This window comes from Butyricimonas sp. DFI.6.44, from assembly GCF_022132345.1.
Lineage (GTDB): Bacteria > Bacteroidota > Bacteroidia > Bacteroidales > Marinifilaceae > Butyricimonas > Butyricimonas muris.
On the sequence record NZ_JAKNJD010000012.1, the window covers coordinates 202,761 to 228,676 of the forward strand.

The 25,916-nt window shown below is 46.0% G+C and carries 25 protein-coding genes and 1 riboswitch; of the genes, 16 read left to right on the top strand and 9 right to left on the bottom strand.

The genetic code is table 11. The features are described from left to right. Positions 1 to 10: 10 nt before the first annotated feature. The 10 genes from L0M98_RS17095 to L0M98_RS17140 all read left to right on the top strand — a co-directional run bounded on the left by L0M98_RS17095 (position 11) and on the right by L0M98_RS17140 (position 7,367). The gene (locus L0M98_RS17095; RefSeq protein ID WP_227217028.1) at positions 11 to 1,096 is read left to right on the top strand and encodes a TlpA disulfide reductase family protein; all 1,086 of its coding nucleotides are present in this window, start codon (positions 11 to 13) and stop codon (positions 1,094 to 1,096) included. 172 nt (positions 1,097 to 1,268) lie between these two features. Continuing rightward, positions 1,269 to 1,682, top strand: a complete 414-nt coding sequence (locus L0M98_RS17100; RefSeq protein WP_227217029.1) for a LytR/AlgR family response regulator transcription factor — start codon at positions 1,269 to 1,271, stop codon at positions 1,680 to 1,682. Positions 1,683 to 1,811: 129 nt separating this feature from the next. Beyond that, positions 1,812 to 3,404 carry an ATP-binding protein gene (locus L0M98_RS17105; RefSeq protein ID WP_227217030.1) on the top strand — a complete coding sequence of 531 codons (1,593 nt, stop codon included), beginning with the start codon at positions 1,812 to 1,814 and terminating at the stop codon, positions 3,402 to 3,404. A gap of 333 nt (positions 3,405 to 3,737) precedes the next feature. After that, entirely contained in the window at positions 3,738 to 4,358 is a 621-nt protein-coding gene (locus L0M98_RS17110; protein ID WP_227217031.1) for a DUF6266 family protein, read from the top strand. A 64-nt stretch (positions 4,359 to 4,422) separates the two neighbouring features. Next, a complete protein-coding gene (locus L0M98_RS22710) occupies positions 4,423 to 4,719 on the top strand; it encodes a MerR family transcriptional regulator (RefSeq protein ID WP_141560910.1) in 297 nt (98 codons plus the stop codon). Next, entirely contained in the window at positions 4,704 to 5,078 is a 375-nt protein-coding gene (locus L0M98_RS17120; RefSeq protein ID WP_227217032.1) for a 3TM-type holin, read from the top strand. Before L0M98_RS22710 ends, L0M98_RS17120 begins: the two co-directional genes overlap by 16 nt. Before the next feature lie 24 nt (positions 5,079 to 5,102). After that, a complete protein-coding gene (locus tag L0M98_RS17125) occupies positions 5,103 to 5,699 on the top strand; it encodes an N-acetylmuramoyl-L-alanine amidase (RefSeq protein WP_237961781.1) in 597 nt (198 codons plus the stop codon). Between the two features lie 161 nt (positions 5,700 to 5,860). Beyond that, positions 5,861 to 6,487: a DUF6266 family protein gene (locus tag L0M98_RS17130; RefSeq protein ID WP_227217034.1), complete on the top strand. Its 627-nt coding sequence runs from the start codon at positions 5,861 to 5,863 to the stop codon at positions 6,485 to 6,487. Positions 6,488 to 6,580: 93 nt separating this feature from the next. Further along, positions 6,581 to 6,742 carry a hypothetical protein gene (locus tag L0M98_RS17135; RefSeq protein ID WP_227217035.1) on the top strand — a complete coding sequence of 54 codons (162 nt, stop codon included), beginning with the start codon at positions 6,581 to 6,583 and terminating at the stop codon, positions 6,740 to 6,742. Positions 6,743 to 6,827: 85 nt separating this feature from the next. Then, the gene (locus L0M98_RS17140; protein WP_227217036.1) at positions 6,828 to 7,367 is read left to right on the top strand and encodes an RNA polymerase sigma factor; all 540 of its coding nucleotides are present in this window, start codon (positions 6,828 to 6,830) and stop codon (positions 7,365 to 7,367) included. Positions 7,368 to 7,404: 37 nt separating this feature from the next. On the opposite strand, the gene lepA is transcribed toward L0M98_RS17140, so the two are convergent. From lepA to L0M98_RS17155, 3 genes are all read right to left on the bottom strand, one after another. Next, the gene (lepA, locus tag L0M98_RS17145; protein ID WP_099291853.1) at positions 7,405 to 9,192 is read right to left on the bottom strand and encodes a translation elongation factor 4; all 1,788 of its coding nucleotides are present in this window, start codon (positions 9,190 to 9,192) and stop codon (positions 7,405 to 7,407) included. A gap of 114 nt (positions 9,193 to 9,306) precedes the next feature. Next, positions 9,307 to 10,365 carry a phosphate ABC transporter substrate-binding protein PstS gene (gene pstS / locus L0M98_RS17150; RefSeq protein WP_227217037.1) on the bottom strand — a complete coding sequence of 353 codons (1,059 nt, stop codon included), beginning with the start codon at positions 10,363 to 10,365 and terminating at the stop codon, positions 9,307 to 9,309. 249 nt (positions 10,366 to 10,614) lie between these two features. Further along, positions 10,615 to 11,805: a uracil-xanthine permease family protein gene (locus L0M98_RS17155; RefSeq protein ID WP_186974806.1), complete on the bottom strand. Its 1,191-nt coding sequence runs from the start codon at positions 11,803 to 11,805 to the stop codon at positions 10,615 to 10,617. A 100-nt stretch (positions 11,806 to 11,905) separates the two neighbouring features. Here L0M98_RS17155 and L0M98_RS17160 point away from each other — a divergent pair, with 100 nt between their 5' ends. The 5 genes from L0M98_RS17160 to L0M98_RS17180 all read left to right on the top strand — a co-directional run bounded on the left by L0M98_RS17160 (position 11,906) and on the right by L0M98_RS17180 (position 15,875). Next, positions 11,906 to 12,784, top strand: coding sequence for a YicC/YloC family endoribonuclease (locus L0M98_RS17160; RefSeq protein ID WP_099291231.1), 879 nt, complete (start codon positions 11,906 to 11,908; stop codon positions 12,782 to 12,784). Between the two features lie 39 nt (positions 12,785 to 12,823). Further along, a complete protein-coding gene (locus tag L0M98_RS17165; protein ID WP_186974805.1) occupies positions 12,824 to 13,171 on the top strand; it encodes a four helix bundle protein in 348 nt (115 codons plus the stop codon). Between the two features lie 59 nt (positions 13,172 to 13,230). Then, positions 13,231 to 13,791 carry a guanylate kinase gene (gene gmk / locus L0M98_RS17170; protein ID WP_186974804.1) on the top strand — a complete coding sequence of 187 codons (561 nt, stop codon included), beginning with the start codon at positions 13,231 to 13,233 and terminating at the stop codon, positions 13,789 to 13,791. A 2-nt stretch (positions 13,792 to 13,793) separates the two neighbouring features. Next, positions 13,794 to 14,390 (top strand): nicotinate (nicotinamide) nucleotide adenylyltransferase, encoded by a 597-nt coding sequence (gene nadD / locus L0M98_RS17175; RefSeq protein WP_227217038.1) that lies wholly within the window; start codon positions 13,794 to 13,796, stop codon positions 14,388 to 14,390. 141 nt (positions 14,391 to 14,531) lie between these two features. Next, positions 14,532 to 14,719, bottom strand: a riboswitch (cobalamin riboswitch). A gap of 244 nt (positions 14,720 to 14,963) precedes the next feature. After that, complete coding sequence (locus L0M98_RS17180; RefSeq protein ID WP_227217039.1) at positions 14,964 to 15,875, top strand: YitT family protein; 912 nt, start codon at positions 14,964 to 14,966, stop codon at positions 15,873 to 15,875. A gap of 26 nt (positions 15,876 to 15,901) precedes the next feature. Here the strand turns inward: L0M98_RS17180 and L0M98_RS17185 are convergent, their stop codons facing one another. The 5 genes from L0M98_RS17185 to L0M98_RS17205 all read right to left on the bottom strand — a co-directional run bounded on the left by L0M98_RS17185 (position 15,902) and on the right by L0M98_RS17205 (position 22,603). Continuing rightward, on the bottom strand, positions 15,902 to 16,198 hold the full coding sequence (locus L0M98_RS17185; RefSeq protein WP_227217040.1) for a PG0541 family transporter-associated protein: 297 nt from the start codon (positions 16,196 to 16,198) through the stop codon (positions 15,902 to 15,904). Positions 16,199 to 16,288: 90 nt separating this feature from the next. After that, positions 16,289 to 19,444: an efflux RND transporter permease subunit gene (locus tag L0M98_RS17190; RefSeq protein ID WP_227217041.1), complete on the bottom strand. Its 3,156-nt coding sequence runs from the start codon at positions 19,442 to 19,444 to the stop codon at positions 16,289 to 16,291. A 64-nt stretch (positions 19,445 to 19,508) separates the two neighbouring features. Next, complete coding sequence (locus tag L0M98_RS17195; protein WP_227217042.1) at positions 19,509 to 20,546, bottom strand: efflux RND transporter periplasmic adaptor subunit; 1,038 nt, start codon at positions 20,544 to 20,546, stop codon at positions 19,509 to 19,511. A 35-nt stretch (positions 20,547 to 20,581) separates the two neighbouring features. After that, positions 20,582 to 21,868, bottom strand: a complete 1,287-nt coding sequence (locus L0M98_RS17200) for a TolC family protein (RefSeq protein WP_227217043.1) — start codon at positions 21,866 to 21,868, stop codon at positions 20,582 to 20,584. 99 nt (positions 21,869 to 21,967) lie between these two features. Next, complete coding sequence (locus L0M98_RS17205) at positions 21,968 to 22,603, bottom strand: TetR/AcrR family transcriptional regulator (protein WP_186974798.1); 636 nt, start codon at positions 22,601 to 22,603, stop codon at positions 21,968 to 21,970. Positions 22,604 to 22,818: 215 nt separating this feature from the next. Between L0M98_RS17205 and dnaG the strand changes: the two genes are divergently transcribed. Beyond that, the gene (dnaG, locus tag L0M98_RS17210; RefSeq protein ID WP_227217044.1) at positions 22,819 to 24,750 is read left to right on the top strand and encodes a DNA primase; all 1,932 of its coding nucleotides are present in this window, start codon (positions 22,819 to 22,821) and stop codon (positions 24,748 to 24,750) included. Positions 24,751 to 25,213: 463 nt separating this feature from the next. Here dnaG and L0M98_RS17215 read toward each other — a convergent pair whose 3' ends face one another. Further along, the gene (locus L0M98_RS17215; protein WP_227217045.1) at positions 25,214 to 25,912 is read right to left on the bottom strand and encodes a response regulator transcription factor; all 699 of its coding nucleotides are present in this window, start codon (positions 25,910 to 25,912) and stop codon (positions 25,214 to 25,216) included. Positions 25,913 to 25,916 lie beyond the last annotated feature (4 nt).

Here is a 25,916-nt window from a genome sequence, read left to right on the forward strand (position 1 = left end):
CTTTAGAATTATGAGGAAAATTTTATTACTATTCGTTTTAGTGATAGGTATCACTATCGCTTGTAAAGCCCAAGAGGGCTATCAAATCAGCGGTAAAGTGAACGGGATCGCGGATGGAAAAATGTTACTGGTAAGCGAGGAAAGCGGTAAACCCGAAACATTGGCAGCAACGATGATTAACAACGGGGTATTCACTTTCACGGGTAAGGTAAATCAACCCGTGGCGGCTTACCTTATGCTGGAGAATGGGGACGGGATGCTTCCTTTGATTCTCGAGAACGCTAACTTCATGGTGAACGTGAGTGGTGCCGGGGCATTAATTCAAGGTGGTAAACAACAGGAATTATTGACCCGCTTCACCCGGATTAGCCAGTCTTTCATGGCAGAACAAGCGAAAGTGGCGGCAGAAGCTCAACAGCCCGGGGCGAATGTCCAAGCCTTGCAAGACCGTGTGAACAAGGCCTACGAGGCATCAATGAAGGCTACATTGGAATTGATCAAGGCGAATCCCGACGAGTACGCCACGGCGCACGTGATCGCCCTCGGCATCAGCGGTGAAACGGAAGAGGGCTTGCGCTCGAAGTACAATCTTCTCGGTGAGACAGCCCGTGCTACCGTTCCCGGCAAGCGAATCGCTGCCGCCATCGAGCAGTACGAGAAACTAGCCATTGGCGAGATGGCTCCTAACTTCACCACGGAGAAGCCCGACGGGAACACTTTCTCGTTGCATGACCTTCCCGCCAAGTTGAAGCTAGTGTACTTCTGGGTTTCAACGAACCCTCTCTGTCGTCAGGACAACACCGACCTCGTGAAACTTTACCTGCAATACCGCCCGCTGGGTCTGGAAATTGTCAGCATCTCGCTCGACGAGAATCGTGGTGAGTGGCGCAACGCCGTCGGGATGGACGGGATGGTGTGGACGAACGGCTCGGACTTGCAAGGCTTCGCCTCCCCGATCGCCCGTCTTTACATGGTACACGAACTCCCGGCAACATTCCTCGTTGACGCGGAGAACCGTATCGTGGCGAAAGGCCTCCGCGGGGATGCCCTTCGTGACACGGTGGCAAAATTGTTGAAAAAGAGCAAGAGGAAGTAATCGTGTTTTCATAATTGGTGCGTGCTAGGGGGGAGTCGAGAAAATGGACTTCCCCCTTATTTTTGGTTTTGGGTTAACGAGGAAGATTGACCTAGTATCAAGTAGATGGAATAAAAGATAGTCGGGTGTACCCGCCGGTGCTTCTTTCCGAGGGCATAAAATCTATAAATCTATGGAAAAGAATGCACGAGGTGGATCGGCACCTGTAAGACCGGCCCGTAGAATCAATCGCGGGCTTTTTATATTGAATGGCGAGTGTCGCCAGAGATACCTTTATGTCGACATCCTTTTGGTGGAGGCATCGAGGAGTTATTGTCATGTTTATTTGAAAGACGGTACCCGGCTCACGGTAACAAGTCCCTTGTTAGCGTTGGAACGTAAATTACCGTGGCAATTTTTCGCCCGGGTACACCAGAGCTATCTTGTAAACTTGCTTCACGTTGACGCTTTTTTCGGCACTTCGGTGGTCCGTGTCGGTGGAAAACTGATACCCGTCAGTAAACCCTATCGGAAAGAGTTGACTGAAGTGTTTAATATTTTGGAGGACACGTCCAAACGATTGGATAAAAAAGAGGATAAAGAGTAATTTTTAATTATTAGTATAAACCCGCCCGGGGAATGAGTCCACTGGCGGGGAACCCCGGTCGTGGATTACAACCAAAGATTAAAATATTTGTACTATCTTTGTGATAACAACCTTAAAAGTAGTTTGGCTATGAAGTACCCGATAGGAATGCAGAGCTTTGACCAGATCATAGAGGACGGTTATGTCTACGTGGATAAAACTGCCTTGATTTACTCGTTAGTGAAAGAAGGAAAAATTTATTTCTTAAGTCGTCCCCGTCGTTTCGGTAAGAGCCTTTTGGTATCCACGTTGAAGAATTACTTTTTGGGGCGGAAAGAACTTTTCAAGGGATTGGCGATCGACAGGTTGGAGAAAGATTGGTTGGAGTACCCGGTATTTCATATCGATTTCAACGGTCGTGATTTTACCCGAGAGGGAACGTTAGAGCACGTGCTTGACGATTACGTTTCAAGATGGGAGGAAGATTGGCAAGTAGAGAAGGGGAAAAGCCCGGTAGTTGGTGATCGTTTTATTCGATTGCTGGAGCAAGTACATGAGCGCACAGGGTGTCGTGTCGTGGTATTGATAGATGAGTATGATAAGCCCATTTTGGACGTGCTAGACACGGGCTTGGAGACGGTGGTGGGGGCAAACCGGATGTTGCTAGAAGAGCGTAACCGTAACGTGCTGAAAGGTTTTTACTCGGTGTTCAAGGCGGCTGACGAGCACTTGCAATTCGTTTTCTTGACGGGGGTGACGAAATTTTCCCAAGTAAGCGTGTTCAGTGGCTTTAATCAGCCGAAAGATATTAGTATGGATAGTCGCTACGAGTCGCTTTGCGGGATCACGAGGGAGGAGATCGAGCGTTATTTCACGGGCTCTATCGCGGAGATGGCGGAAGAATTGCAGTTGACTCACGGGGAGGTGGAACAGCGATTGAAAAATCAGTATGACGGCTATCATTTTGGTACTCGATTAGTGGATATCTATAACCCATTTAGTCTGTTGAATGCTTTGGATTCGAAAGCGATTCGGGATTATTGGTTCCGGAGTGGAACACCGACTTATCTCATCCGTCTGTTGGAGCACGCCCGTGAGAATCTTGACGAGTTGACGGGTCGATATTATGATCCCCGGGAATTCGAGGATTACAAGGCAGACGTGGAGAAGCCGTTGCCGATGATCTACCAAAGTGGTTACCTGACAGTGAAGAAGTATGACAGTGAAGATGGAACCTATTTGCTTGATTTCCCAAACAACGAGGTGAAGGAGGGGTTCGTGAGTCTAGTGCTGGCGGATTACTTGAAACCGGGAATCGCTGCCGACTCGTGGATACGGACAGGTGTTCGTGCTTTGAAAAGAGGCGATACGGAACAATTCCGTCGTTTGCTAACCTCTTTTTTGAGTAGTATTCCTTACACGATGCGCCGCAAGGAGAACGAACGGGAACGGGAGCGTTATTTCCATTATACTTTCTATTTATTGTTGCGTTTGATTAGTGTTTACACGGTTTACACGGAAAAGCAACAGAGTGAAGGACGTGTGGATTGTGTTATCGAGACAAACGATTATATTTACATCTTTGAATTTAAACTGGATGGCACTGCGGATGCGGCCTTGCAGCAGATCGAGGAAAAGGGGTATGCCCTGCCTTACTTGGAGGATCACCGTCGACTTTATTGTGTAGGAGTTAGCTTCTCTTCCGAAACGGGGACCGTGGATGATTGGAAGGTGATAGAGTAAATATTCATTATAGGGAATCCCGTTGTAAATGGGGAAAAATCCCGTGGAGAAAAGGGAATATTGACGCTTTAAAGCCGGTACAAAGTCGGTGCAAAGCCGCTCACGGGCGTCTTTGTACCGGGAGTGAAGCGGGCGTGAAAGGGGATTGCGGTGTTAGTTGGAGGGTATTTCATGAGAATGTGTTATTTTATTCGTGTGGTGGTGGGCACGAGGTAATCAAAAGGGAAGAAGTTTCGTGACAAGGGGAAGAACGTTTCGTTCAAAGGGAAAATAGAGTTGTTGACGCTTGTATGGCGAGTTATTTTTGTATCGTTAAATGAAAAATAAACGAATATGGCAATAACGAACAGTACAATTCAAGGGAAAGTGGGAAACGCTATTTTTTATCGGGTTGGGCGGACGAGCCGGGTGAGAAGTATGCCCGCGGGGTATCTTGACGCGAACACTTCGCATCAGCAGGAAAATCGTTCCCGTTTGAGAGTGGCGACCCGTTTTTATCAATGTTTGGTGGAAACTGTCCTCCGGGATGCGTGGAAAGTGGCGGTGGGAGAATCGGGAGCGAACGGTTTCAATTTTTTTATGAAGGTGAACATGATGGTTTTCCGTCCGGATGGCAAGATTGGCGATTTCTCCCGCTTGCAATTGGCCGTGGGTATGATGCAAAAGGTGGATCATTTGTCGGCGATGGTCGGGGATGATGATACCGTGACGTTGACATGGGAGAATGGTCCTAGCTTGCCCTCGGCACGGGTGGATGATAGTCTGGTGGTGGTCGTGCTGTACGGGAATCGTTCTTTCACGCCCGTGTTTGTTGAAATCGACGGGGCAACGAGAGGTGACGGGAAAGCAACATTCCGGCTGGAAAGGAAACGGGGTACGGCGGCACATTTGTACAGCTTTTTCCGGGAGAAAGAGGGGAAGGCGTATTCGGGGAGCCAATACATTCGAATTTAAGATTTATGATTTATTGATTCAGTGATTTACATTTTCAATTTTCAACTTTCAATTTTCAATTAACATGGCAAGAGTAGTTAACAAAAATGAAAAAGGGGGAGAAATGTCCCTATTGTTGCTGCGGCAACTGAAAGAGTACCGGCAAGAGGTTCGGTTGGCGATAGAAACGGCGGCGAACGTGTCGCACAGGTTGATGACCGCGGCGGAAGTTTGCAAGGCGATGGGTATCTCTGCTAATACTTTGCGCCGTTACGAGAAATTGTTTGCTATCCCCGTGCGGAGAATGGGAAACAAGAAGTTTTACTTCGAGGCAGAGGTAAAGAATAGTATTCTCGCGGGATTCAGGTGGTGGAAGGAGTAAAGGGTGTGGTCAGTGCGGTTGGCGAGGTGGTCGACCGCCTGACACTCCCGGCAAGGGAGAAGAAACAACTGGAAACGGATTTGATGCGTGTTTTCGTGGAGTGGGAACAACGGGTGATGGAAGCCCGGTCGGCAGTTCTGCTAGAGGAAGCTCGGGGTACGTGGTTGCAACGATCGTGGCGCCCGATGGTGATGTTAACGTTCGCGGTGATCGTGCTGGTGGGAACATTCGTGAGTTTGCCGATACTTGATGATACCTCCCGATTCTGGGATTTGTTGGAGATCGGGTTAGGCGGCTACGTGATGGGGAGAAGCGGGGAGAAAATCGTGCAAGCCTTCACGGGAAAAAAACGCTTCTAATTTTTGATTTTAGATTTACGATTTATGAGTTCATTTTCAATTTTCAATTCTCAATTTTCAATTGTCAACCACCGTTTGGTGGGAGACGGGGTGAGTCATCTGGTGTGCGCCAAAAACACGCGTAAACTTGTAGGGCCGGATATGATTGTATTGCATTACACGGCTGCGGCAGGTAGCGAGGCTGCAGCAATCTATCTGACAAGGCCTGACGTGAACGCTTCGGCACATCTGGTGATCGGGCGGGAGGGTAAGATTATTCAACTGGTGCCGTTTGACACGGAAGCGTGGCATGCCGGACGGAGTTGGTACGCGGGGCGTTCGGGACTGAATCGTTATTCCATAGGGATCGAGCTGGATAATCTCGGCTTATTGCGGTTACGTGAAGGGTTGTTTATTGCCGAGTGTGGACGGAGCGTTCCGCCGGAGGAGGTTTACACCCATGACTCGAACGGGAAATTAACTTACTGGCATCGTTACACGAGGGTACAGGTACAAGCATTGATGAAGGTATGCGAAGTGCTGGAAGAATATTACCCGATCAAAGACGTGGTGGGACATTCGGCTATCACGACAAGGAAAATCGACCCGGGACCGGCACTGGAATCTGCGCTGAGGGAATGATTTATGATTTTAGATTTTAAATTTTAGATTGAACTCCCTCCCGGCTTCGCCGTACTCCCTCTATAAACAGAGGGAGAGCTGAATTACCTTATATTATTTGGTTCGTGAAGTTGAGGGAGCAGTTCATTTTCAATTTTCAACTTTCAATTTTCAATTATTTTATGGCAGAATTTAATTCTTATTTGTTAGGTAAAGCGAGAAAATCAGTTGGTAACATCACGTTGTGTTACACGAGGAAGAAGAACATCGCGAAGGCGAAGATATTCTCCCGGAAGGATAACCCGACGCCGGAGGCTTTGGCACAGCGGGCGAGGATGAAAACGTTAGTACAGTTATCCCAGAGTTTATTGCCGATCGTGCAGAAAGGCTTCGTGGGGATCGGGAAGGGGACGACGTCGAACGCGTTCGTGGCGTCGAATCAGAAAGCCGTAACGGTGGACGAGAAGAACGTGGCGACAGTAGATTTTGAGAAATTGCTGGTTGCTACCGGGTTGGTGAACCCGCCGAAGGTAACGGTAACGTACGACGAGGAGAGTAAGAAGTACCAGTTTACGCAGGAAGTACAGGAAGAGGAGGACGGGTACGCTTCCACGGAGGACAAGGTGTATGGTGTATTGTACGAGACGACACGGGGACGGGCGAGACTGGTGGCGTTGAGAGAGCGTGGCGAGAGTGGCAGCACGAGTTGTGCGCTCCCGGAAGAGTGGGACAACACGAACGTGAAGGTGTATTGTTTTGCCACGTTGAAAAACGGGAAAAGGGCGTCGGACAGCTTACTGATTTCTTGATTTCTGATTTTAGATTGGGTGATTCCAGCCGCACGGGGCTTCGCTTTTGGGCGGCTGGAGCCCTTTTGTTTTTAACTTTCAATTTTCAATTGTATGGATTATTTTGTGATAGGAATGTTTATAACGTTGAGTTTTAACTCGGTGTTGTCGCAGGTGGCAGATCACTTGTTTGCCGGCATGGTTAGTATCGTGGGAGGAATCGTGAGTTCGATAGCAGTGGCTTGGGTGAAGCGACGATGGAAGAAACGAGAATAGTATAATTTTGGAATAACTTGTATAGATACTATGAGATTTGTAATTTTTTTCTAACTTTGAGGAGGAAAATATCAAAGTGTCGTGTATGGATCCTTGCAGGAATGATGATGAGCTTACGGTTTTGTTAACACGTTTTAATCAACGTGATACTTCGGCTTTTACTTCCGTGTATATGAAATATTTCACGGAACTTCATACTTACGCGAGGCGTCTTTACGCGACTACTTCTATGGAACCGGATGATGTGGTGCAGGATGTGTTCTGTAATCTCTGGGAGCGGACGGATATTACTTTTGACAGTTTTTTGAAAATAAAGGCTTTCCTGTTTGTCGCGATCAAAAATGGTTACAGGAATTACGTGAATCATTTGGAAGTGGAGCGGAAATATAAAAGTGTGGCAGAATTGAATGGCGGTTTTGAGAATGATATCGTGGAAAGTGAACTGGGGGCTTCATTGTTGGAATATGTCGAGCGGATTCCTGATCCCGGGGGGAAAGTGATGAAACTTTATCTGTCGGGTTTCGAGGCGGAAGAGATAGCCGAGAAGTTACGGATGAGTATTCGTACCGTGTATAACACGAAACACCGGGCTATCGGGATGCTAAAGGGTTGGTTTAGAAAATAAAAATGGTGTGTTCTTCAAAACACACCATTTTTATTTTCTAATCCAGTTTCAGTACGGCAAGGAATGCTTTCTGCGGCACTTCGACGTTACCGATTTGTTTCATTCGCTTCTTTCCTTTTTTCTGTTTTTCCAATAGTTTACGTTTACGGGAGATATCACCGCCGTAGCATTTTGCCGTCACGTCCTTGCGGACGGCCTTGATTGTTTCGCGAGATATAATCTTCGCTCCAATAGCAGCCTGTATGGCGATATCGAATTGCTGGCGGGGAATCAGTTCTTTCAATTTCTCGCAAATGCGCTTCCCGAAGGAGTAAGCATTGTCGAAATGGATAAGGGCGGACAGGGCGTCCACGGATTCACCGTTGAGCAGGATATCCAGTTTCACCAGATTTGCCCGACGATAGCCGATCTGGAAATAGTCGAAAGAGGCATATCCTTTCGTGATACTTTTCAGTTTGTCGTAGAAGTCGAAGACGATTTCAGCCAGTGGCATCTCGTAATTCAACTCGATACGGTTTCCGGTCAGGTAATGTTGCTTTATTAATATCCCGCGTTTACCGAGACAAAGCGTCATGATTTGTCCGATATAATCCGTGGGGGTGATGATTTGTGCCTTGATATAAGGTTCCTCGATATAATCCAGTACGGTAGGTGACGGCATATCCGAGGGGTTGTGCATCTCGAAGGATTCGCCTTTTGTAGTGTGGGCGATATACATTACGTTGGGAACCGTGGTGATAACGTTCATGTCGAACTCGCGGTCGAGGCGTTCCTGCACGATTTCCATGTGCAACATGCCCAAGAATCCGCAACGGAACCCGAAGCCCAAGGCGGCAGAAGATTCCGGCTCAAAGGTTAACGAGGCATCGTTTAATTGCAATTTCTCGATAGAAGTACGCAAGTCTTCATAATCTTCCGAATCAATGGGATAAATTCCGGCAAAAACCATAGGTTTCACCTCTTCGAATCCCTCGATCGCGGTTTCACACGGGCGACTGACATGGGTGATGGTATCACCGACTTTTACTTCAGACGAAGTTTTAATTCCCGAGATAATATATCCCACGTCCCCGGTGCATAATTCGTTACGGGGTTCCTGTTCCAGACGCAATACTCCAATCTCGTCAGCATCGTACTCTTTGGCTGTACTGACAAATTTCACTTTATCACCTTTCTTCAAGCTGCCGTTCATGATCCGGCAATAGGTAATAATCCCCCGGAATGAATTGAATTCCGAGTCGAAAACCAGAGCTTGAAGGGGAGCGTCCGGATCTCCCGTGGGAGCCGGAATCCGTTCGACCACGGCTTCCAGAATTTTGTCCACACCCAATCCCGTTTTTCCGCTAGCCTCAAGGATATCTTCCCGGTCGCAACCGAGCAATTCCTCGATCTGGTCCTTTACCTCTTCGGGCATGGCGTTCGGCATATCCATTTTATTGAGTACCGGGATAATCTCCAGGTTATTGTCGATGGCGAGATAGAGGTTCGATATCGTCTGTGCTTGAATCCCCTGAGTGGCATCCACAATCAGCAAAGCTCCTTCGCAAGCGGCTATCGAGCGTGAAACCTCGTACGAGAAGTCCACGTGTCCCGGGGTATCAATCAAGTTAAGGACGTATTTTTCGCCTTTATAATTGTAGTCCATCTGTATAGCATGGCTCTTGATGGTAATTCCCCGTTCTCGCTCCAAGTCCATATCGTCAAGCACTTGTGCTTGCAAATCTTTCCCCACGACAGTCCCTGTCGTTTCCAACAAACGGTCGGCAAGAGTACTCTTGCCATGATCAATATGCGCTATGATACAGAAATTTCTAATGTTCTTCATTCGGGTGTAAAACTCTAAATTAGGGTGCAAAGATAGTGATTTTCTTGTTATAAAAAAAGAGAGTATCTCGATGACAGAGATACTCTCTTTGTGATATGGTATCGTGTGGATTTATTATAAAATCGGTTTTCCATTATAGGTAACCGACTTCAGTAATGCTTTCGCGTTTTTCACGGCTTTGGCAGGAAGCGGGGAGTAGTTTACTTTCGTGGTCATGGATTGTGCTTCCGAATCCAACATCCAATCTAAAAGTTTTAGCGTTTCTTCTGCTTGTGCCAGACTCCTGTTGGCATAGGCTTGTTCCTTGTACAGGAGAATCCATGTAAAGCAGCTGATCGGGTAAGCATCCGGTGCGGTGGAATTGGTAATCATCGTGCGGGTGTCGGCGGGCATGTCTCCTTTGGCGGCGGCGGAGATACTTTCCGTGTTCGGGTTGATGAACTTTCCGGCTGCATTTTTCATTTGCGCGAATTGGATTTTCATGGCAAAGGCGTACTCGGAACCCACGTAACCGATAGAACCCACGGTCTGGCTGATTACCCCGGCAACACCCGGATTGCCTTTAGCTGCCATTCCTGCCGGCCATTTCAATGATTTTCCGGTACCGATTTTTTCTGCCCATTCCGGGCTGATTTTGGTCATATAGTCACTGAACACGAAAGTGGTTCCACTACCGTCTGAGCGATACACGGGACTCATGTCTTTGTCGGGTAAATTTACTCCGGGGTTGATAGCGGCAATGCGGCTGTCGTTCCATTTGGTGATTTTACCCATGTAAATGTCTGCCACTATCTCTCCGGTTAATTTCAGATTATCTACTCCCGGAAGATTGTAGGCTAACACCACGGCTCCCATACAAGTCGGGATGTGGATCACCGCGGCGGGCATTTCGCTCATTTCTTTGTCTGAAAGGTAAGCATCCGAACCTCCGAAATCCACGATTTTATCTTTCAGGCTGCGGATACCTCCACCGCTGCCGATTCCCCCGTAAGTGACGGAATTCCCGGTTTTGTCCTGATAGGTCTTGAATGCTAGGTTGTAGAACGGAAGAGGGAAGGTAGCCCCGGCTCCCGAGATAGATACTTTTTTGTTGGGAGTGGTTTCCCCATTCGTCGCGTTGCTGTTGAAAATAACAGCTAACATTAAAATTGTTGTTAGAAATAAGTTTTTCATTTTCTATTCATTTAAGTAATCTGTTTTCTATCTTTTTACGACCGCAATTTCCGCTGATATTGTGAATCTTTTGTTACAGCACAGATACTTAATTGTTAAGAATAGATCGGTTTATAAAGTTCATAAGGTTTATAAAGTATATAGACACTGCGGGCGCTTTATCTACGGCAGCATAAGCTACCGATAAATATTGTCCGAAGGACTCCCGTAATTTTATGAACTTTACAAACCTTATGAACTTTATAAACTCTATTTCGTGGTTTCTTGTGGTAAAATCAAGTTAAGTACGACTCCGAGTAAAGCGGCAAGTCCGATTCCCGACATGGAAAAGTTGCCCCATTGGAAGGCGGCACCGCCGATACCGAAAGTCAGGATGAGGGAAACGACAATCATATTTCTGGTTTTCGAGAGATCCACTTTGTTTTGGATCAGGTTGCTCATGCCCAGTGAAGCGATAGTGCCGAAAAGGAGTAACATGATACCACCCAGCACGGGGGCGGGGATGGATTTCAAGAAAGCGCTTATTTTACCGAAAATAGAGAAAATAATACCTGTAACAGCGGCAATCCGGATGACTGCCGGGCTGGTTACTTTCGTCAAGGAAACGGCGCCTGTTACTTCCGAGTAAGTTGTTACCGGGGGACCGCCGATGAGTCCGGCAAATACACAGGCAATACCGTCACCCAGCAAGGTGCGGTGTAACCCGGGATTCTTGATAAAATCTTTGCCCGTGACGCTATTCACGGCGTAGACATCCCCGATATGCTCGATGACGGGAGCGATGGCCACGGGTATCATAAACAGAATGGCTTCCCACGAGAAATCCGGGGTTATAAATTGAGGCAAGGAAAACCACGGGGCTTCCTTTACGGGAGTCGTGTCTATGCCATAAAAGAAAAATGCCACGAGATAGCCCACGATAATCCCGCAAAAAATAGGGATTAGTTTTAAAAGTCCTCTTCCTTTCAAAGAAACAACGACAGCGGTGACGAGAGCGGTTAGGGCAAGAATCCAATTCTCGCTAGCCATTTTCACGCCGGCTCCGGCGAGAGATAACCCGATCAGAATAATGACCGGACCGATAACAATCGGGGGAAACAGTCTTTTTATAAAGTCCGTGCCTCGCCATTTGACGAGCAGACTCATGACTCCATATACCGCACCCACGGCAACCATGCCGGAGAGAGCTCCTGCCATGCCGTACAATTCCGCGGCTTTTATGATGGGAGCGATAAAAGCGAAACTACTGCCGAGGAAGATAGGTACGATACCTTTGGTCACAAGGTGGAAAAGCAATGTCCCGATTCCTGCCGTGAGAAGCGCGGTGGACGGGTCAAGCCCGACAAGTAGAGGAACGAGTACGGTAGAACCGAAAGCGACGAAAAGAAATTGTACGCCGACAACTCCTTTTTGGAAGGTAGAGAGACGATTTGTTTCCATTATGTAGTGTTTAAAACTCAACAAAGGTAAATATTCGACGTCGGTTTTCAAAAAAAGCCTTACTTTTGTGCTTAAATGTTTGTATAAAAAACAAGAACGTATGATAAAATCAATGACCGGTTTCGGTAAAGCAACAGCAGACTACGGAACGAAGAAAGTAATTGTCGAAGTAAAAAGCTTGAATTCAAAGCAATTGGATATTAATCTTAGAACCCCGAGTCTTTACAAGGAGAAAGATATCGAGATCCGGAATATGATTAAAAATGTGTTGGAACGCGGTAAGGTGGATATGTATATCTATTTTGATAACGCGGAGGAAGAAAAAGGAGTCGCGGTGAATCAGGCGGTGGTGAAACAATATTACAACCAGATGAACGAGGTGGCTTCGTCTTTGGGTATTGAGATAGATAAAGGGGAATTACTACAAACCGTGATGCGTTTCCCGGATACCATGCAGGTGAAGATGGATGAATTGGATGAGGAAGCTTGGAATGCTTTGAGAAGTGCTATCGAGAAAGCCTTGTCCGACGTGGATCAATTCCGCGTACAGGAGGGAAAGGTATTGATTGCCGATATATTGAAACGTGTAGATTTAATCAAGAGTCTATCTGCCGAAGTCCCCCGCTTCGAGAAACAACGCGTGGTGACGATTAAACAGCGTTTGCAGGACAAAATGAAAGAGTGGGGCGAAATCAAAAATATCGACGAGAACCGTTTAGAGCAGGAAATCATCTATTATCTTGAGAAACTTGATATCACGGAAGAGAAAGTTCGTCTTGCCAACCATTGTAAATACTTTATCGAAACTGTCGAGAAAGAAGTTGCTCCCGGTCGTAAACTCGGATTTATAGCCCAAGAAATCGGTCGTGAAATCAACACCATGGGTTCCAAGGCTAACGATCACGACATTCAAAAGCTCGTCGTCCGCATGAAAGATGAACTTGAAAAGATAAAAGAACAGAGCCTTAATGTGTTATAAGTCCGTAAGGTCTGTAAGGTCCATAAAGTCCATAAGGTCATGAAAATAGAGAGATTTGAAGAAATTCTTGCTTGGCAGAAAGCTAAGGAGTTAACAAAAAATATTTATAAATTGTTGGCTCCAATAAAGGACTATGGTTTTAAAGATCAGATACAACGGGCTGCTGTTTCTGTCATGAATAATGTTGCAGAAGGTTTTGAACGTCGATCAGATAAAGAATTTAAGCACTTCCTTTTTGTTGCTAAAGGATCTTGTGGAGAGGTTCGTTCAATGTTAATATTAGCCAAAGAATTGGATTATATAGAAAAGAATACTTGTGCCGATTTGATTTTGGAAACAGAAAGAATCTCCAAAATGTTATCGAATTTTATAAAAATGTTAGATTAACAAAGAAGGACCTTATAGACCTTATGGACTTTATGGACCTTATAGACTTATAATTAATAATGAAAAAAGTGATTATTTTCTCAGCTCCCAGTGGTTCCGGGAAAAGTACTATTGTGAATTATCTGCTCTCCCGGGGTTTGGGATTGGAATTTTCGATTTCAGCGACGTGCAGATCGCCGAGAGGGGAAGAGCGGCATGGGAAGGAATATTATTTCTTTTCGACGGATGAATTTAGACAGAAGATCGATAAGGATGATTTTTTGGAGTGGGAACAGGTTTATCCGGGTTGTTATTACGGGACACTGAAGAGCGAGTTGGAAAGGATTTGGGCGAAGGGGCATACGGTCGTATTCGACGTGGATGTTGTCGGGGGCGTGAATATCAAGAAGATATTCGGGGAACGGGCTCTTTCTATTTTTGTGCAAGCGCCATCCGTGGAGGTTTTACGTCAGCGATTAGAGTCCCGGGGTACCGATTCCGCGGAGAAGATCGAGGAGCGGGTGGCGAAAGCGGAATATGAAATGACCTTTGCCGATAAATTTGATATCGTCGTAGTGAACGATAAGCTGGAAAGTGCTCTGGAGCAGGCGGAAAAAGCGGTAAGAGATTTTTTGAAATAGTTATGGCGGTGCAGGATGAAAAGGGATACAGGCAGCCCGTGACGGCTCTTTTTTTCGGTTCGTTCAACCCGATCCATAACGGTCACGTGGGAATTGCCCGCTATTTATTGGATAATAAATTGTGCGACGAGGTATGGTTTGTTATCAGTCCCTGTAATCCTTTTAAAATCAATCGGTTCCTTTTGTTGGAGGCAGACCGTCTGCGAATTGTTGAGGCAGCTATTGCCGACGATCCCCGGATGCGAGCCTGTGACATTGAGTTCACCATGCCTAAACCCTCTTACACGGTGGATACACTGCATTTATTGTTCGAGAAATACCCGGGGCGGGAATTCGTTTTGGTCATTGGTGGGGATAATGTCGAGAATTTTACGAAGTGGAAAGACTATCGTTGGATCGTGCAACATTGCCCTATTTTCGTGTATCCCCGGTTAGGAATAGACGTGACTGTCGGGCAATTCCCGGGAATGCGGATGATAGATGCTCCTTTGTTTCCCTTGTCCGCGACAGAAATCCGGGAAATGATTATTCAAAAGAAAGATATTACCGGCTTGGTTCCGGATGCGATTTTGTCGCTGGTGAAAGAATTTTACGGGTAGTCTATAAAAATAAGTGAGCTTGTAAATTCAACGTAAAACAAGTTGGCAGAGATATTTTACATCCAATTACGTGCTCACTTATTCACAGAACAATGCTTGTTGGAAATAAAACTCTTGCCAGCTTCAATTCCCGAAAGCCACATAAACAGTTACGTCTTGGCAGGTTTTCTGACTTGCTTCCTTTTCGTCGCCTTCCCATCTATGTACAGACAGTGGCAGTAGAGACTAAAGTTATGAAGCTTACAGCTGCGGGTACAGTTCCCGACTCTCACGGGATTCCCTTGTAATGTTACGACTAACATTAACTCTCCAATACATTCACAAACGTAGGGAAAATAATTGAAAATTGAAAATGGAGAATTGAAAATTATTTCTGAAGGACTTTTTTGGTTTTTGTATAATTATGAAGCGGATTGTATAATTATGCGAGTCATTTAATTTTTATTGTATTGATATATAGTGTGATACGGTAATTTTGCAAGCCGCGAAAACGTTGTAAAAAGTCGAAAACAAGTTGTACTTTTGTGCCGTTAACGAGTGCGATTAATACGTCGAATAATAAATAAATTTAGTATGGGATTTGTAACTAAGGAGAAATTATTCTCTAAAGATTTCTTTATCACCTACGGTTGGTTGTTAGGTGGTTGTTTTGTATTTGCGTTAGGGGCGGTGATGTTTGCCGAGCCTTATGGTTTTGCACCGGGAGGAACTTACGGTTTGTCAATGGTATTCCATCACTTGTGGGGATGGGAAACCGAGATTGCGGCCTTATGCATGGATGTACCCTTGTTGCTTTTGGGGATTTATTTCTTGGGAGGAATGTTCGGGGTAAAAACCATCATTTGCACCTTTGCCATTCCGGCATTCATGCGTCTGATACACTATGTTTACGGGTATGACGCTCTTTTGGAACCGGGCATCGCAGATCGTACGATGTTGAACGAGCAATTGCTTTCTGCCATTTTCGGGGGTATTGTTTACGGTATCGGTATCGGTATGATTTTTAAAGCTCGTGCCACGTCCGGGGGGTCGGATATTATCTCGATGATTTTGAACAAGTATACCCATATTTCTTTGGGTACTTTGGTTATCATCGTGGATTGTACTATCACGCTTTCAACCGTTGTTGCTTTCGGTGATTGGCGATTGCCGATGTACTCTTGGATTATTGTCTTTATCGAGGGTAAAGTAATCGATTTGATAGTGGAAGGAGCTTCCGTTCACAAGACATTGATGATCGTGACGAAAGAAGTCGAAAACGTGAAGAATGTTATCTTGAACGACATCAACCGAGGGGCGACTTTATTACCTGCCATCGGGGCTTACAAGGGTGAACAAAGGGATGTTATTTACACTATTCTGACTCGCCGGGAGATGATGGTTTTGCGTCACAAGATTCGTGAAATCGATCCGGAAGCCTTTATCAACGTGATAGATTCTAAAGAGATATTGGGGAAAGGATTCAAATCGTTAGATGCAGATTAAAAAAAAAGAGCCGAAAGGCTCTTTTTTTAATACATATCCGTGATATCCCAGACGAAAGCCCGGATTCCGTTTTCTTTGTTTACCTCGTCCAGATTCTTGACGTATTTCAGAATCAAGGGAACCATCTCTTCTTCAACAACGGTTAAAGTGGCGGAGTTCATTTCCGGCCATGTATGGCTACCCATTCTGGGCTCGCCATCCGTGGTCCCTGCCCCGTTGACTAACGGCCATTGCGTGAATCCCCGCACTTGCAATTGGTCAAGGATATAAGCGACACGCTCTGTCAAGGCTTGGTTATATGTGATAAATACTGCTTTTTTCATATTGACTATGTTTAATTTTTGATTTTAGATTTACGATTAGCAACCGGACGGGTCTTTTCAAAATCGTAAATCTAAAATCATAAATGTGATTTATTTTTTCTTCGGGAGATCTCTTTCCGCGTCGAAATCACTCATGAACTTGAATTGTTTTCTGAGGTTTTTCTGTTTGTCACGGCTTCCGCTCTTGTCCATGGCCGCGTATACGGCGGGCACGATAATCATGGTGATGATCGTGGAGAAAATCATACCACCGATCACGGCGATACCCATCGGGCGCCATGTTTCAGAACCTTCACCCACGCTCAATGCCATCGGCACCATACCCAGAATAGTCGTCAACGATGTCATCAATACCGGACGCAAACGAGAACGACAAGCTTGGGCGATAGCATCGTACAAGCGGATGCCGCGTTCACGCATCAAGTTGATAAAGTCGATCAGCACGATACCGTTCTTTGTCACGATACCCACCAACATAACGGCTCCCAAGGCGGCAACGATACTCAGTGTCGTGTTCGTGAGCAACAAGGCGAGGATCACACCGGTAAACGCGAACGGGATAGCCAACATGATGATAAACGGCATCTTAAATGACTCAAACTGTGCTGCCATCACGATGTATACCAGCATCAATGACAGTAACAACAACATAACCAAAGAGCCGAACGATTCCTGTTGGTCCTCGAAACTACCTCCGATGTACAAGGTTACGTCTTGCGGAACGTCTTCCAAGTTATTGATAAGCGTTTGTGCCGCTTGCGCTATATCTCCCAATGCTACTCCTGCTGCCGGGGTGATAGATACTTTCAGGATACGCTGTTTACTCTTGCGCTCGATGTTTGGTGGAGAGAAAAACTCCTCAATCGTTCCGAGTTCTTGTAAACGAACCTTTTCTCCTTTACCGTCAATAATAATGATATTCTCGATCTCGGACAAGGTTGAACGATATTTTTCGTCGAAACGTACAATAATATCATATTCCTCACCGTTTTCTTTGTATTTACTATTCCGGTACCCGTAGATGCGGTTACGCAAGTACGAACCGACCTCGGAAGTTGTCAACCCGTGGCGGGCCAGTTTATCTTGATCCAGTACTACGCGGAGTTCCGATTTATCCTCGTCGCGGCTGACCTTGATATCTTCTGCACCGGGGATGGAGCGGGCTTCAGTGGCAATTTTGTGAGCCAGATTGGTCGTCGTGTTAAAATCATGTCCCATGATTTCGATATCGACAGAGTTGCTACTCATCGACCCGCCGCTTGATGTGGTTACAGTGTATTGCAAGATGTCAGGGAATTGTTTCAAGATACCGCGTACTTGGTCGGCAATCTCGAACACGCTGCGTTTACGTTCTTTGATATCTACCGTTCTAATACGCATGTTCAAGATGTTATTACCCGTGCTGTTCATCATCGAAGCGAAAGAAGCTTCTTCTTCGCTACCGTATGAAAGGTTGATCAACGTGACTTCCGGGATGCTATTGCGAATCACCGAGTCTATATCCAACGCCACTTTTTTCGTTATCTCTACGCGTTGACCGGATTGCATTTTTACATACACGTTCATGTAATTCTGGTCATTCTGGGGCATAAAGTCCGTCTTGATAAATTTCATCAGGAACAGGGAGGCTCCGAATAACAAGAACATAGATATGATAGTTACCGATTTGTGAACAAGTACCCAACGGATCAAACGTTCGTACACGTTATCCAATTTCTCTAGCATCCGGGAAACGAAATGATAGAAACTGAATTTTTTGCCGTCCGTCTTTTCTTGAATCTTCATCAATTGAGAACAAAGCATCGGGGTTAACGAGATAGCCGTTACGGTTGAAGTACATACCGTGATACAAACGATCCAACCCAATTGCTTGAACAGGATACCTGTCATACCGCTTACCAGCGTCAACGGGAAGAACACGGCTACGGTAACCAGCGTGGTCACGATTACAGACAACCAAACCTCGTTCGTACCGTATTTTGCCGCTTCACGCGGACGGCTACCGCGGTCGATATGTTTCGTGACGTTTTCCAGTACCACGATGGCGTCGTCCACCACCATACCGATTGCAATAGAGAGGGACGACAGTGAGATGATATTCAATGATTCTCCTGTCGCGAACAAGTAGATAAAGGCAACAATCAAAGAAATCGGGATTGTCAGCGCGATGATAAAAGTAGCACGCCAGCGTCCCAAGAACAGGAACACAACCAAAACCACGAAAATCAAAGCGTACATCAAAGAGTCCTGCAAGTTGTTGATGGACTTAACGATAAAGTCCGAGTTATCCGAGATGATCTGGAATTTGATATCTGTCGGCAACTCTTTCAAGGTTTGCTCGATCTCTTTTTTAGCTTGTTTTGCCACGGCAACGGCATTCGCGTCCGTTTGTTTAGTTACCATCAATACACCACCCCGACCTCTGTTGATGGATTGTTCAAGGGTAATATCTTTCAAGGTATCACGAACGTTTGCCACGTCGCGTAAGTAAATAATCTTGTTGTTTTGGGTTCCCAGTACAATATTCTTGATCTGGTCACTTTCCTCGAATTCTCCTTCCACGCGTAGGGTATAGTCCATGTCACCCATTTTCACGTTACCGGAAGAAATGTCCTTGTTCTCCGCGAGAATCTTACTACCGATCTGTTCCAGCGTCAAGTTATAAGCGTCCAGTTTGTTTGGGTCAAGATCCACGTAAACCACACGTTCCGGGGCTCCGGCAACGATAACGGATGCTACTCCGTCCACGCGGTTCAACCGGGTGATTAACTTATCGTCCAGAATCTTGTCGATACCGGGGTAGGACTCTTCTGCCGTGATAGCGTATATCAAGATAGGCATCATCGACGTGTTGAAACGCATGATCGTGGGGCGGTCGATGTCATCCGGAAGGTTGTTCATCGCTTTATCCACGGCATCCCGCACGTCATTAGATGCTTCGTCAAGGTTTACTTCCCATTCGAACTCCAGTGACACGACGGCCAGGTTATCGTAGGAAGTGGAAGTCATTTCTTTCAAGTCGTCCACCGAGTTCAACTGGTCCTCGAGGATTTTGGCAACGTTCTCTTCAATATCCGCGGCATTCGCACCCGGGTAGGTAGCCATTACCGTGATGTAAGGCGGGTCCATTTTGGGGTACTGGTCCACCGGCAATTGTATATAAGAGGCAATACCCAATACCATGATGGCAAGGAAAACCATTAAGGTAGAAATGGGTTTATTGACCGCTGTATTGTATATACTCATATTTCGAATTTTAAATTTTAGATTTTAAATTTTAGCTCGAGGGTAAATCCGCGATCCAAATGATTTATTTCGTGATAGAAATCGGAGAACCGTCCACCAATCTACCTTGTCCGACAACAACAAGTTCGTCACCCTCGTGAATGTCGTTACTGATCAATTCTACCTGATCCTCGAAACGTCTGCCGAGTTTCACTGCCACGCGTTTTGCCTTACCGTCCTTGTTCAAGAACACGTAGCGGTCGTTAGAACCTTGTAGTTTCAACACGGCGATAGCCGGGGCAACCACGGTTTCCGTGTTACCGATGAAGAAATTGATAGTTCCGTACATACCCGGTCTTAACGCTTCGTCACTATTCGGTATTTTGACCTCAACGGTGAACGTTCTGGAAGCCGGGTCGATGCTCGGGTAAACAATGCTTACCGTACCCTCGAACACACGGTCGGGATAAATATTGCTCTTCAATTGAACTTTCGTTCCGGGTTTCACGGTTAGGTAATATTGCTCGGACAAATTCACGTATGCCTTTACCGGGTTGATTTTCTCGATAGCGATGACAGAAGGCTTCGTCGCTCCACCGAACGAACCGCCGGTGTAAAGTTCCTTGTCCTCGAAATATTTCCCGGTAACGATACCGTCAAAAGGAGCCTCCATGCGCGTGTTCTCTTTCAAGAATGCCACGTTTGATTTTGCCACCTCGTATTGGGTTACGGCTGCATCATAAGCCTGTTTGGAAATACTTCCCGTTTTATTCAACTGAACGGCACGATTGTATTCCGTTTCCAAGTTTTTCAATTGAACTTCGGCTTGGATAAGGTTTGTTTTATCCATTTCGACCAACAGTTGTCCTTTCTTGATCCGGTCGCCTACTTCAACGTAAATCTTTTCAATTCTTCCCGTGGCTGCCGGGGCATAGAAAACCTGTTTGTCGGCTTCCAAGTTGGCGGCGTAATCCAAGGTTTTGGCTATATCCGTTCTTTCCAGTTTTTGCACCTTCACGGGAATAGCTTCGTCAACGTCTTTTTGTGACGCTTTATCTTTGTTACCGGAGCAACCGGCAAGCATAGCTAACGCTATTGTCGATAGAATAAGATTCTTTACCATTGTATTTCTTTTTTGTTTTTATTATTCAAAGTTGTTTATCGCGGAAGTTGGTTATACAATTTTTCCAGACTTACCTGTGCTTGCAACAACGTGAGAACGGCCTCCGTGTAATTTGTTTCTGCCTGCAGGTAGTTCGTGTTTGCTTGAGTCAGATCCAAACTGGATACAGCCCCTTGTTCGTATTTCCTCTGGTAGTTCTGCAATACCCGCGTGGCAACGTCGATATTCTCTTTTTGCAAACTGTAATTCTCCATGGCATTTTTCAAGTTGAATTTCAATTGCTCGTCCTGCACGTTCAACTGGTCTTCCAACAGGCTCTTCTGCAAGTAAGTTTGCTCCAGCGTGATTTTAGCTTGTTTTACTTTGGAGTCGCGCTGCATACCCGAGAAGATCGGGATATTCATGGTCAAGCCTGCCGTGTGCTTCGGGCTCATGTCCAGAGCCGGTTTCAAAATCTTGTAATTGAAATTGTACGAACCGGCGATCGTGGGAGCGTAACTCCATTTCTCGATGCCCAGCAACTTCTTGTTCAACTCGGTTTGCGTGTTGATCAACTGATAGCTCACGTTGTTGTTGATATCGAATTTTTCCAAGTACAGACGGCTGGATTTGTCGTTATCGAGGAACACTTCCAACCCGTCCGAAAGTTTAACCGGGGCCCCGGCTTCCAATCCGAGTTGCAGGCGCAACAGGTTGTAGTTCACCGCTACGGTTCTTTCCATTGACAGCATGCTGTTTTTCAGCTGTCCCACGTTGATACGGATTTGGTCTACATCGGTGATTTCAACCGTTCCGGCGTTATACATGTTTTCCGTGTGCTTGTAAATCTCGTTCATATTCTCCAGGTTCTGGCGCAGGATTTCCAACATCCGTTCCGTCACGAGTACCGTGTAATATGAATTATAGATATTCTCGACGATATCCAGTTCCGATGATTCAACTTCTTGTTCCGTCATTCTCACGGCAATCTTACTGGTCTGCATTCCCAGTATCCATTCACCACTGAACAACAATTGTTGCAGGCTGACTCCGAGATTCGACTGGTCTTTCATTTTGATAGTTTGTCCGCCAAAGTCCATCTTGTACCCGAAATTCGTGGTGTACGTCATTGTACCGTTAATCTGTGGCAATCCCTGTGATACGGATTCCCGAACCTTTTGGCGGTACAGCTCGATGTTCATCTGCGAGGCCTGTAATTCTTTGTTGTGCTTGATGGCAAACTCTACTGCTTGTTGCAGCGAGATCGTTTGCGGTGCTTCTTGTGCGTGAAGCATCCAAGGCACGATAAGCATTAGTAGGAAGAGTGTCATTCCTTTTTTCATAGATTATAGTTTTTAATTATTTATATTTTCCGGGAAATTCTCACGCGTTTTTTCTCTCAATACAAATCTCATACCAAAAAAAACTTCGGTAGGATAAATTTACTTCTCTTTCACTTGTTTTGACTCATTTTTTAATCGTTCATACTCTTTTATACCTTTTTCCGTGGATATAGCGTAAACAAAATTGATAAAAATCGTCGTGATGATTACCGAAAGAGGGTATTCGAGCTTACCGACGATATCCGGGTCCCTCAAAAAGTGTAACTGTTTGCCTAGCAAATACAATTGCAACTCCTTGTCGATATCCTCCCTGAAATACTTCTTTTTCATTCCGTCATCCAGCAGGGAGACCAGAAATTGTTTCGTCACGTTCTCTTCCTTCTCGGCTATTCTTTGGTACACGGCGGGGTGGTATTTTCTCATGTCGAAATAATTGGCGGGCAATCGGCTGCCCAAGTCACTTTCCATGAAATCCCGTATCCGGCTGATCACTTCGATCGGGTTCAAGTTTTCCAACTCTTTCACCTCGACACTTTTTATTCTTTCCCGTCTCCTGTATAGCATCACTTGCTCTACCACGTCGTCTTTATTGGCAAATTGTTGATAGAGCGTTTTCTTCGAAATTTTCAAATGGTTCGCTATATCATCCATGGAGGTACTTCTCAGCCCGAATCTTAGGAAAAGATCCGAGATGGCCACTAAAAGCTCCTCTTTCTGATTCATATTCTCATCCATAGGTGATCTATTTAATTGTTGTACACGGAAACGATGTAACCTCAAAACGTTTCCGCATGCAAAAGTATACAAATATCGTTCCACTAATACTACAAACATGTTAAAGTATTGTTAAAACGCTTGGGCGGCGTAACTTTTCAGAGATTTTAATACTAATACATCATTTTCAATTTTCAATTTTCAATTTTCAATTCCATAATACCTATCTTTGTCGTATGATTGATCAGGCTACAATACAGAAAATCTTTGACGCGGCGGATATATACGAGGTGGTTTCTGACTTCGTGAGCTTGAAAAAGCGGGGAGTCAATTACTTGGGATTATGTCCGTTCCACAACGAGAAGACGGGTTCGTTTACCGTTTCCCCGGCAAAAGGCATATATAAATGCTTCGGTTGCGGGAAGGGGGGGAATGCCGTGAATTTCATTATGGAGCACGAGCAGATGTCTTACGTCGAGGCGTTGAAATATTTGGCCGAGAAATATCATATTCCCGTCGAGGAAAAAGAGCTTACCCCCGAACAGCGGCGGGAACAGACCGAGCGCGAAAGTATGCTTATCGTGTCCGCTTACGCCAACGAGTATTTCCAGTATCAGCTTTGGAACACTGACGAGGGGCGTTCCGTCGGCTTGGGTTATCTCCGCCAGCGGGGTATCAGCGACGAGATGATCCGTAAATTCGGTTTGGGGTATAATCCCGAGGCGTGGGGTGCTTTCACCAAAGCGGCACAGGAAAAAGGATACAAGCAGGAATTTCTCGTGAAAACGGGACTCACTATCGAGAACGACCGGGGACTTTTCGACCGTTTCCGTGCCCGCGTGATGTTCCCCGTGCAGGACCTTGCGGGGAAGGTTATCGCTTTCGGCGGGCGTACCATGACTACCGACAAGAAGATATCGAAATACCTCAATTCCCCCGAATCCGAGATATACCACAAGAGTAAAACCCTCTACGGTATCTTTTTCGCGAAGAAGTCGATCGTGCAACAAGACCGTTGTATTCTGGTGGAGGGATACACTGACGTCATCTCCTTTCATGCCAAGGGTATCGAGAACGTGGTGGCTTCTTCCGGTACCTCGCTCACGATCGAGCAGATACGTCTGATTCGCCGTCTGACACCTAACGTCACGATCATTTACGACGGGGATGCTGCCGGAATCAAGGCATCTCTCCGGGGTATCGACCTCGTGCTTGAGGAAGGGTTGAACGTGCGGGTATTGTTACTCCCGGACGGCGAAGACCCCGATTCATTTGCCCGGAGTCACACGCCGCGTGACTTGGCAGACTTTATCGCTAACAATGAAACGGACTTTATCAACTTCAAAACGAAGCTGCTTTTAGGCTCTGCCGGGGATGATCCCGTGGAACGGGCACGCCTGATTACCGACATCGTGCGAAGTATTGCCAAGATACCCGATAACATCGTGCGTTCGGTCTACGTGCGGGAAACCGCCCACCAGTTGGACGTCGAGGAACGGGTGCTTTACACGGAGATCGCCAAAGTACGTTTAAAAAACGAGGAACAACCTGTTAAAAACTCCGCTTCAGCTGTCCCCGAAATACAGGTTACGACTACTCCCGTGCGGGGTGCCACTCCCTGTGATTTGGAGGAAAGTGTACTCGTTCGTTACTTGCTGTTGTTCGGCAACAACGAATTATACGAGGAGGAACACAACGGTTTCATGCGTAGTGTTTCCGTGGGAGAATTTATCGTTCGCGAATTGGCTGAAGATGATCTGGAACTATTGAATCCCCTGTTTCGTGTCATTCAGACCGAATACCAACAGCAATACGAGTCGCCTTCCTTTATTCCGGCTCGTTATTTCATCGCCCACCCGGATATCAAGATTAGCACCGTCGCTGCCAACATTTTAAGCGAGCCCTACGAGTTGAGTAAAATCTGGTACAAGATGGATAATTACGTCGAAACCGAGCAAATGAAGCTTGCCGAGCTTCTCCCGAAAATTCTGGATAACTACAAGATGCGTCGGGTGGAAATGCTCTCCCGTGACATCGACAATCGTATCCTCGAATCGCAAAATAACCCCGATCCCCAACAGATCATGGAGCTTCTCCGCCGCAAAAATGCCATCAACACCATCCGCCGCAAGTTGAACGAGAAACTCGGGCGCACCGGGATTCATTGATTCGCCTGCGGCGAGTTGCAAGTTACAGGTTGCATTTGCCTTCGGCAAGTTGCAGGTTGCTTTTCCTGCATCAGGGGTGGTATTCCAGCTCCTCCTCTGTTTATAGAGGAGGTGGCACGAAGTGCCGGAGGAGTTTCTTTAAATTTCGAGTTAAAAATAGCATTGGCAAACGTGTGGAATCTAAAATCAAGGCATGGTGTAATACTCTTCATTACCATGGTGAATTTCGGTGCAATTCCATATGAATTCCGCTTCACTTCCGTGTAAAACGCTATTAGTTCCCTATTAAAACGCTATTAAAACCCTATACAACAATAGCGTTTTAATAGGGAATTAATAGCTTATAAATAACTTTTCAAGTACTACTGCACCGGAAGTGATGTGGTATTCCTCCTGAATTCATGTAGGTTTAGGGTAGCAATACATCTTAAACACTCATGGTGTCGGTGTATAATTGGGGATATTACTGCTCTAGGGAGAGGAGAATGTATCCTCCGTCCCGACATTCGATTTGCAACGTGGGATCTGCATTCAAGTACAATCGTACCCGGCTGGCATATTTTTTTAGTTCGGATTCTTTGTTGGCGCTTGCTTTACCCCATATCCCTTGAATAAGAAAGTCTTTATCGGCGATTTCGTGATTTTTGACGCACAGCAAGTGCAGGAAGCGACCGTCCACCCTTGGCATTTGCCTCCTCTCGCTCCGAATGGTTATCACACGAGTCGTACTGTTGTAAGTGGTGTAGCGAGAAAGTTGATATAAGTTCGGGCTGTTTAGTTTCTTCACGATCCTTTCCCGAAGGCGGTTGAGATGTTTTACTAACATTTCGGGCTCTTTATCTTTGCCGAAAAATTCGTCGGCACCGGCGTCAAGGACAGCGATCTCGTTTTCCTGTTTGGCGTGCGAGGTGTAGATGATAATGTGAGTCCCGGGGTCTTTTTCACGGATAAGCCGGGTGAGTTCCAAGCCGTCTATTTCAGGCATATCAAGGTCTAAGAGCAGGATGTCCGGCTTCTCTTTTTTATAGGCTTCCCATGCTTTCTTCCCGTCGGGGGCGATCTCAACGAAATAATCGTGCAGTTCGAGGATTGCCCGGGTTAAATCGGCTCCTTCCTTATCATTTTCCGCGTATAAGACTTTGATTTGCGCTTTGTTTTCCATCTTG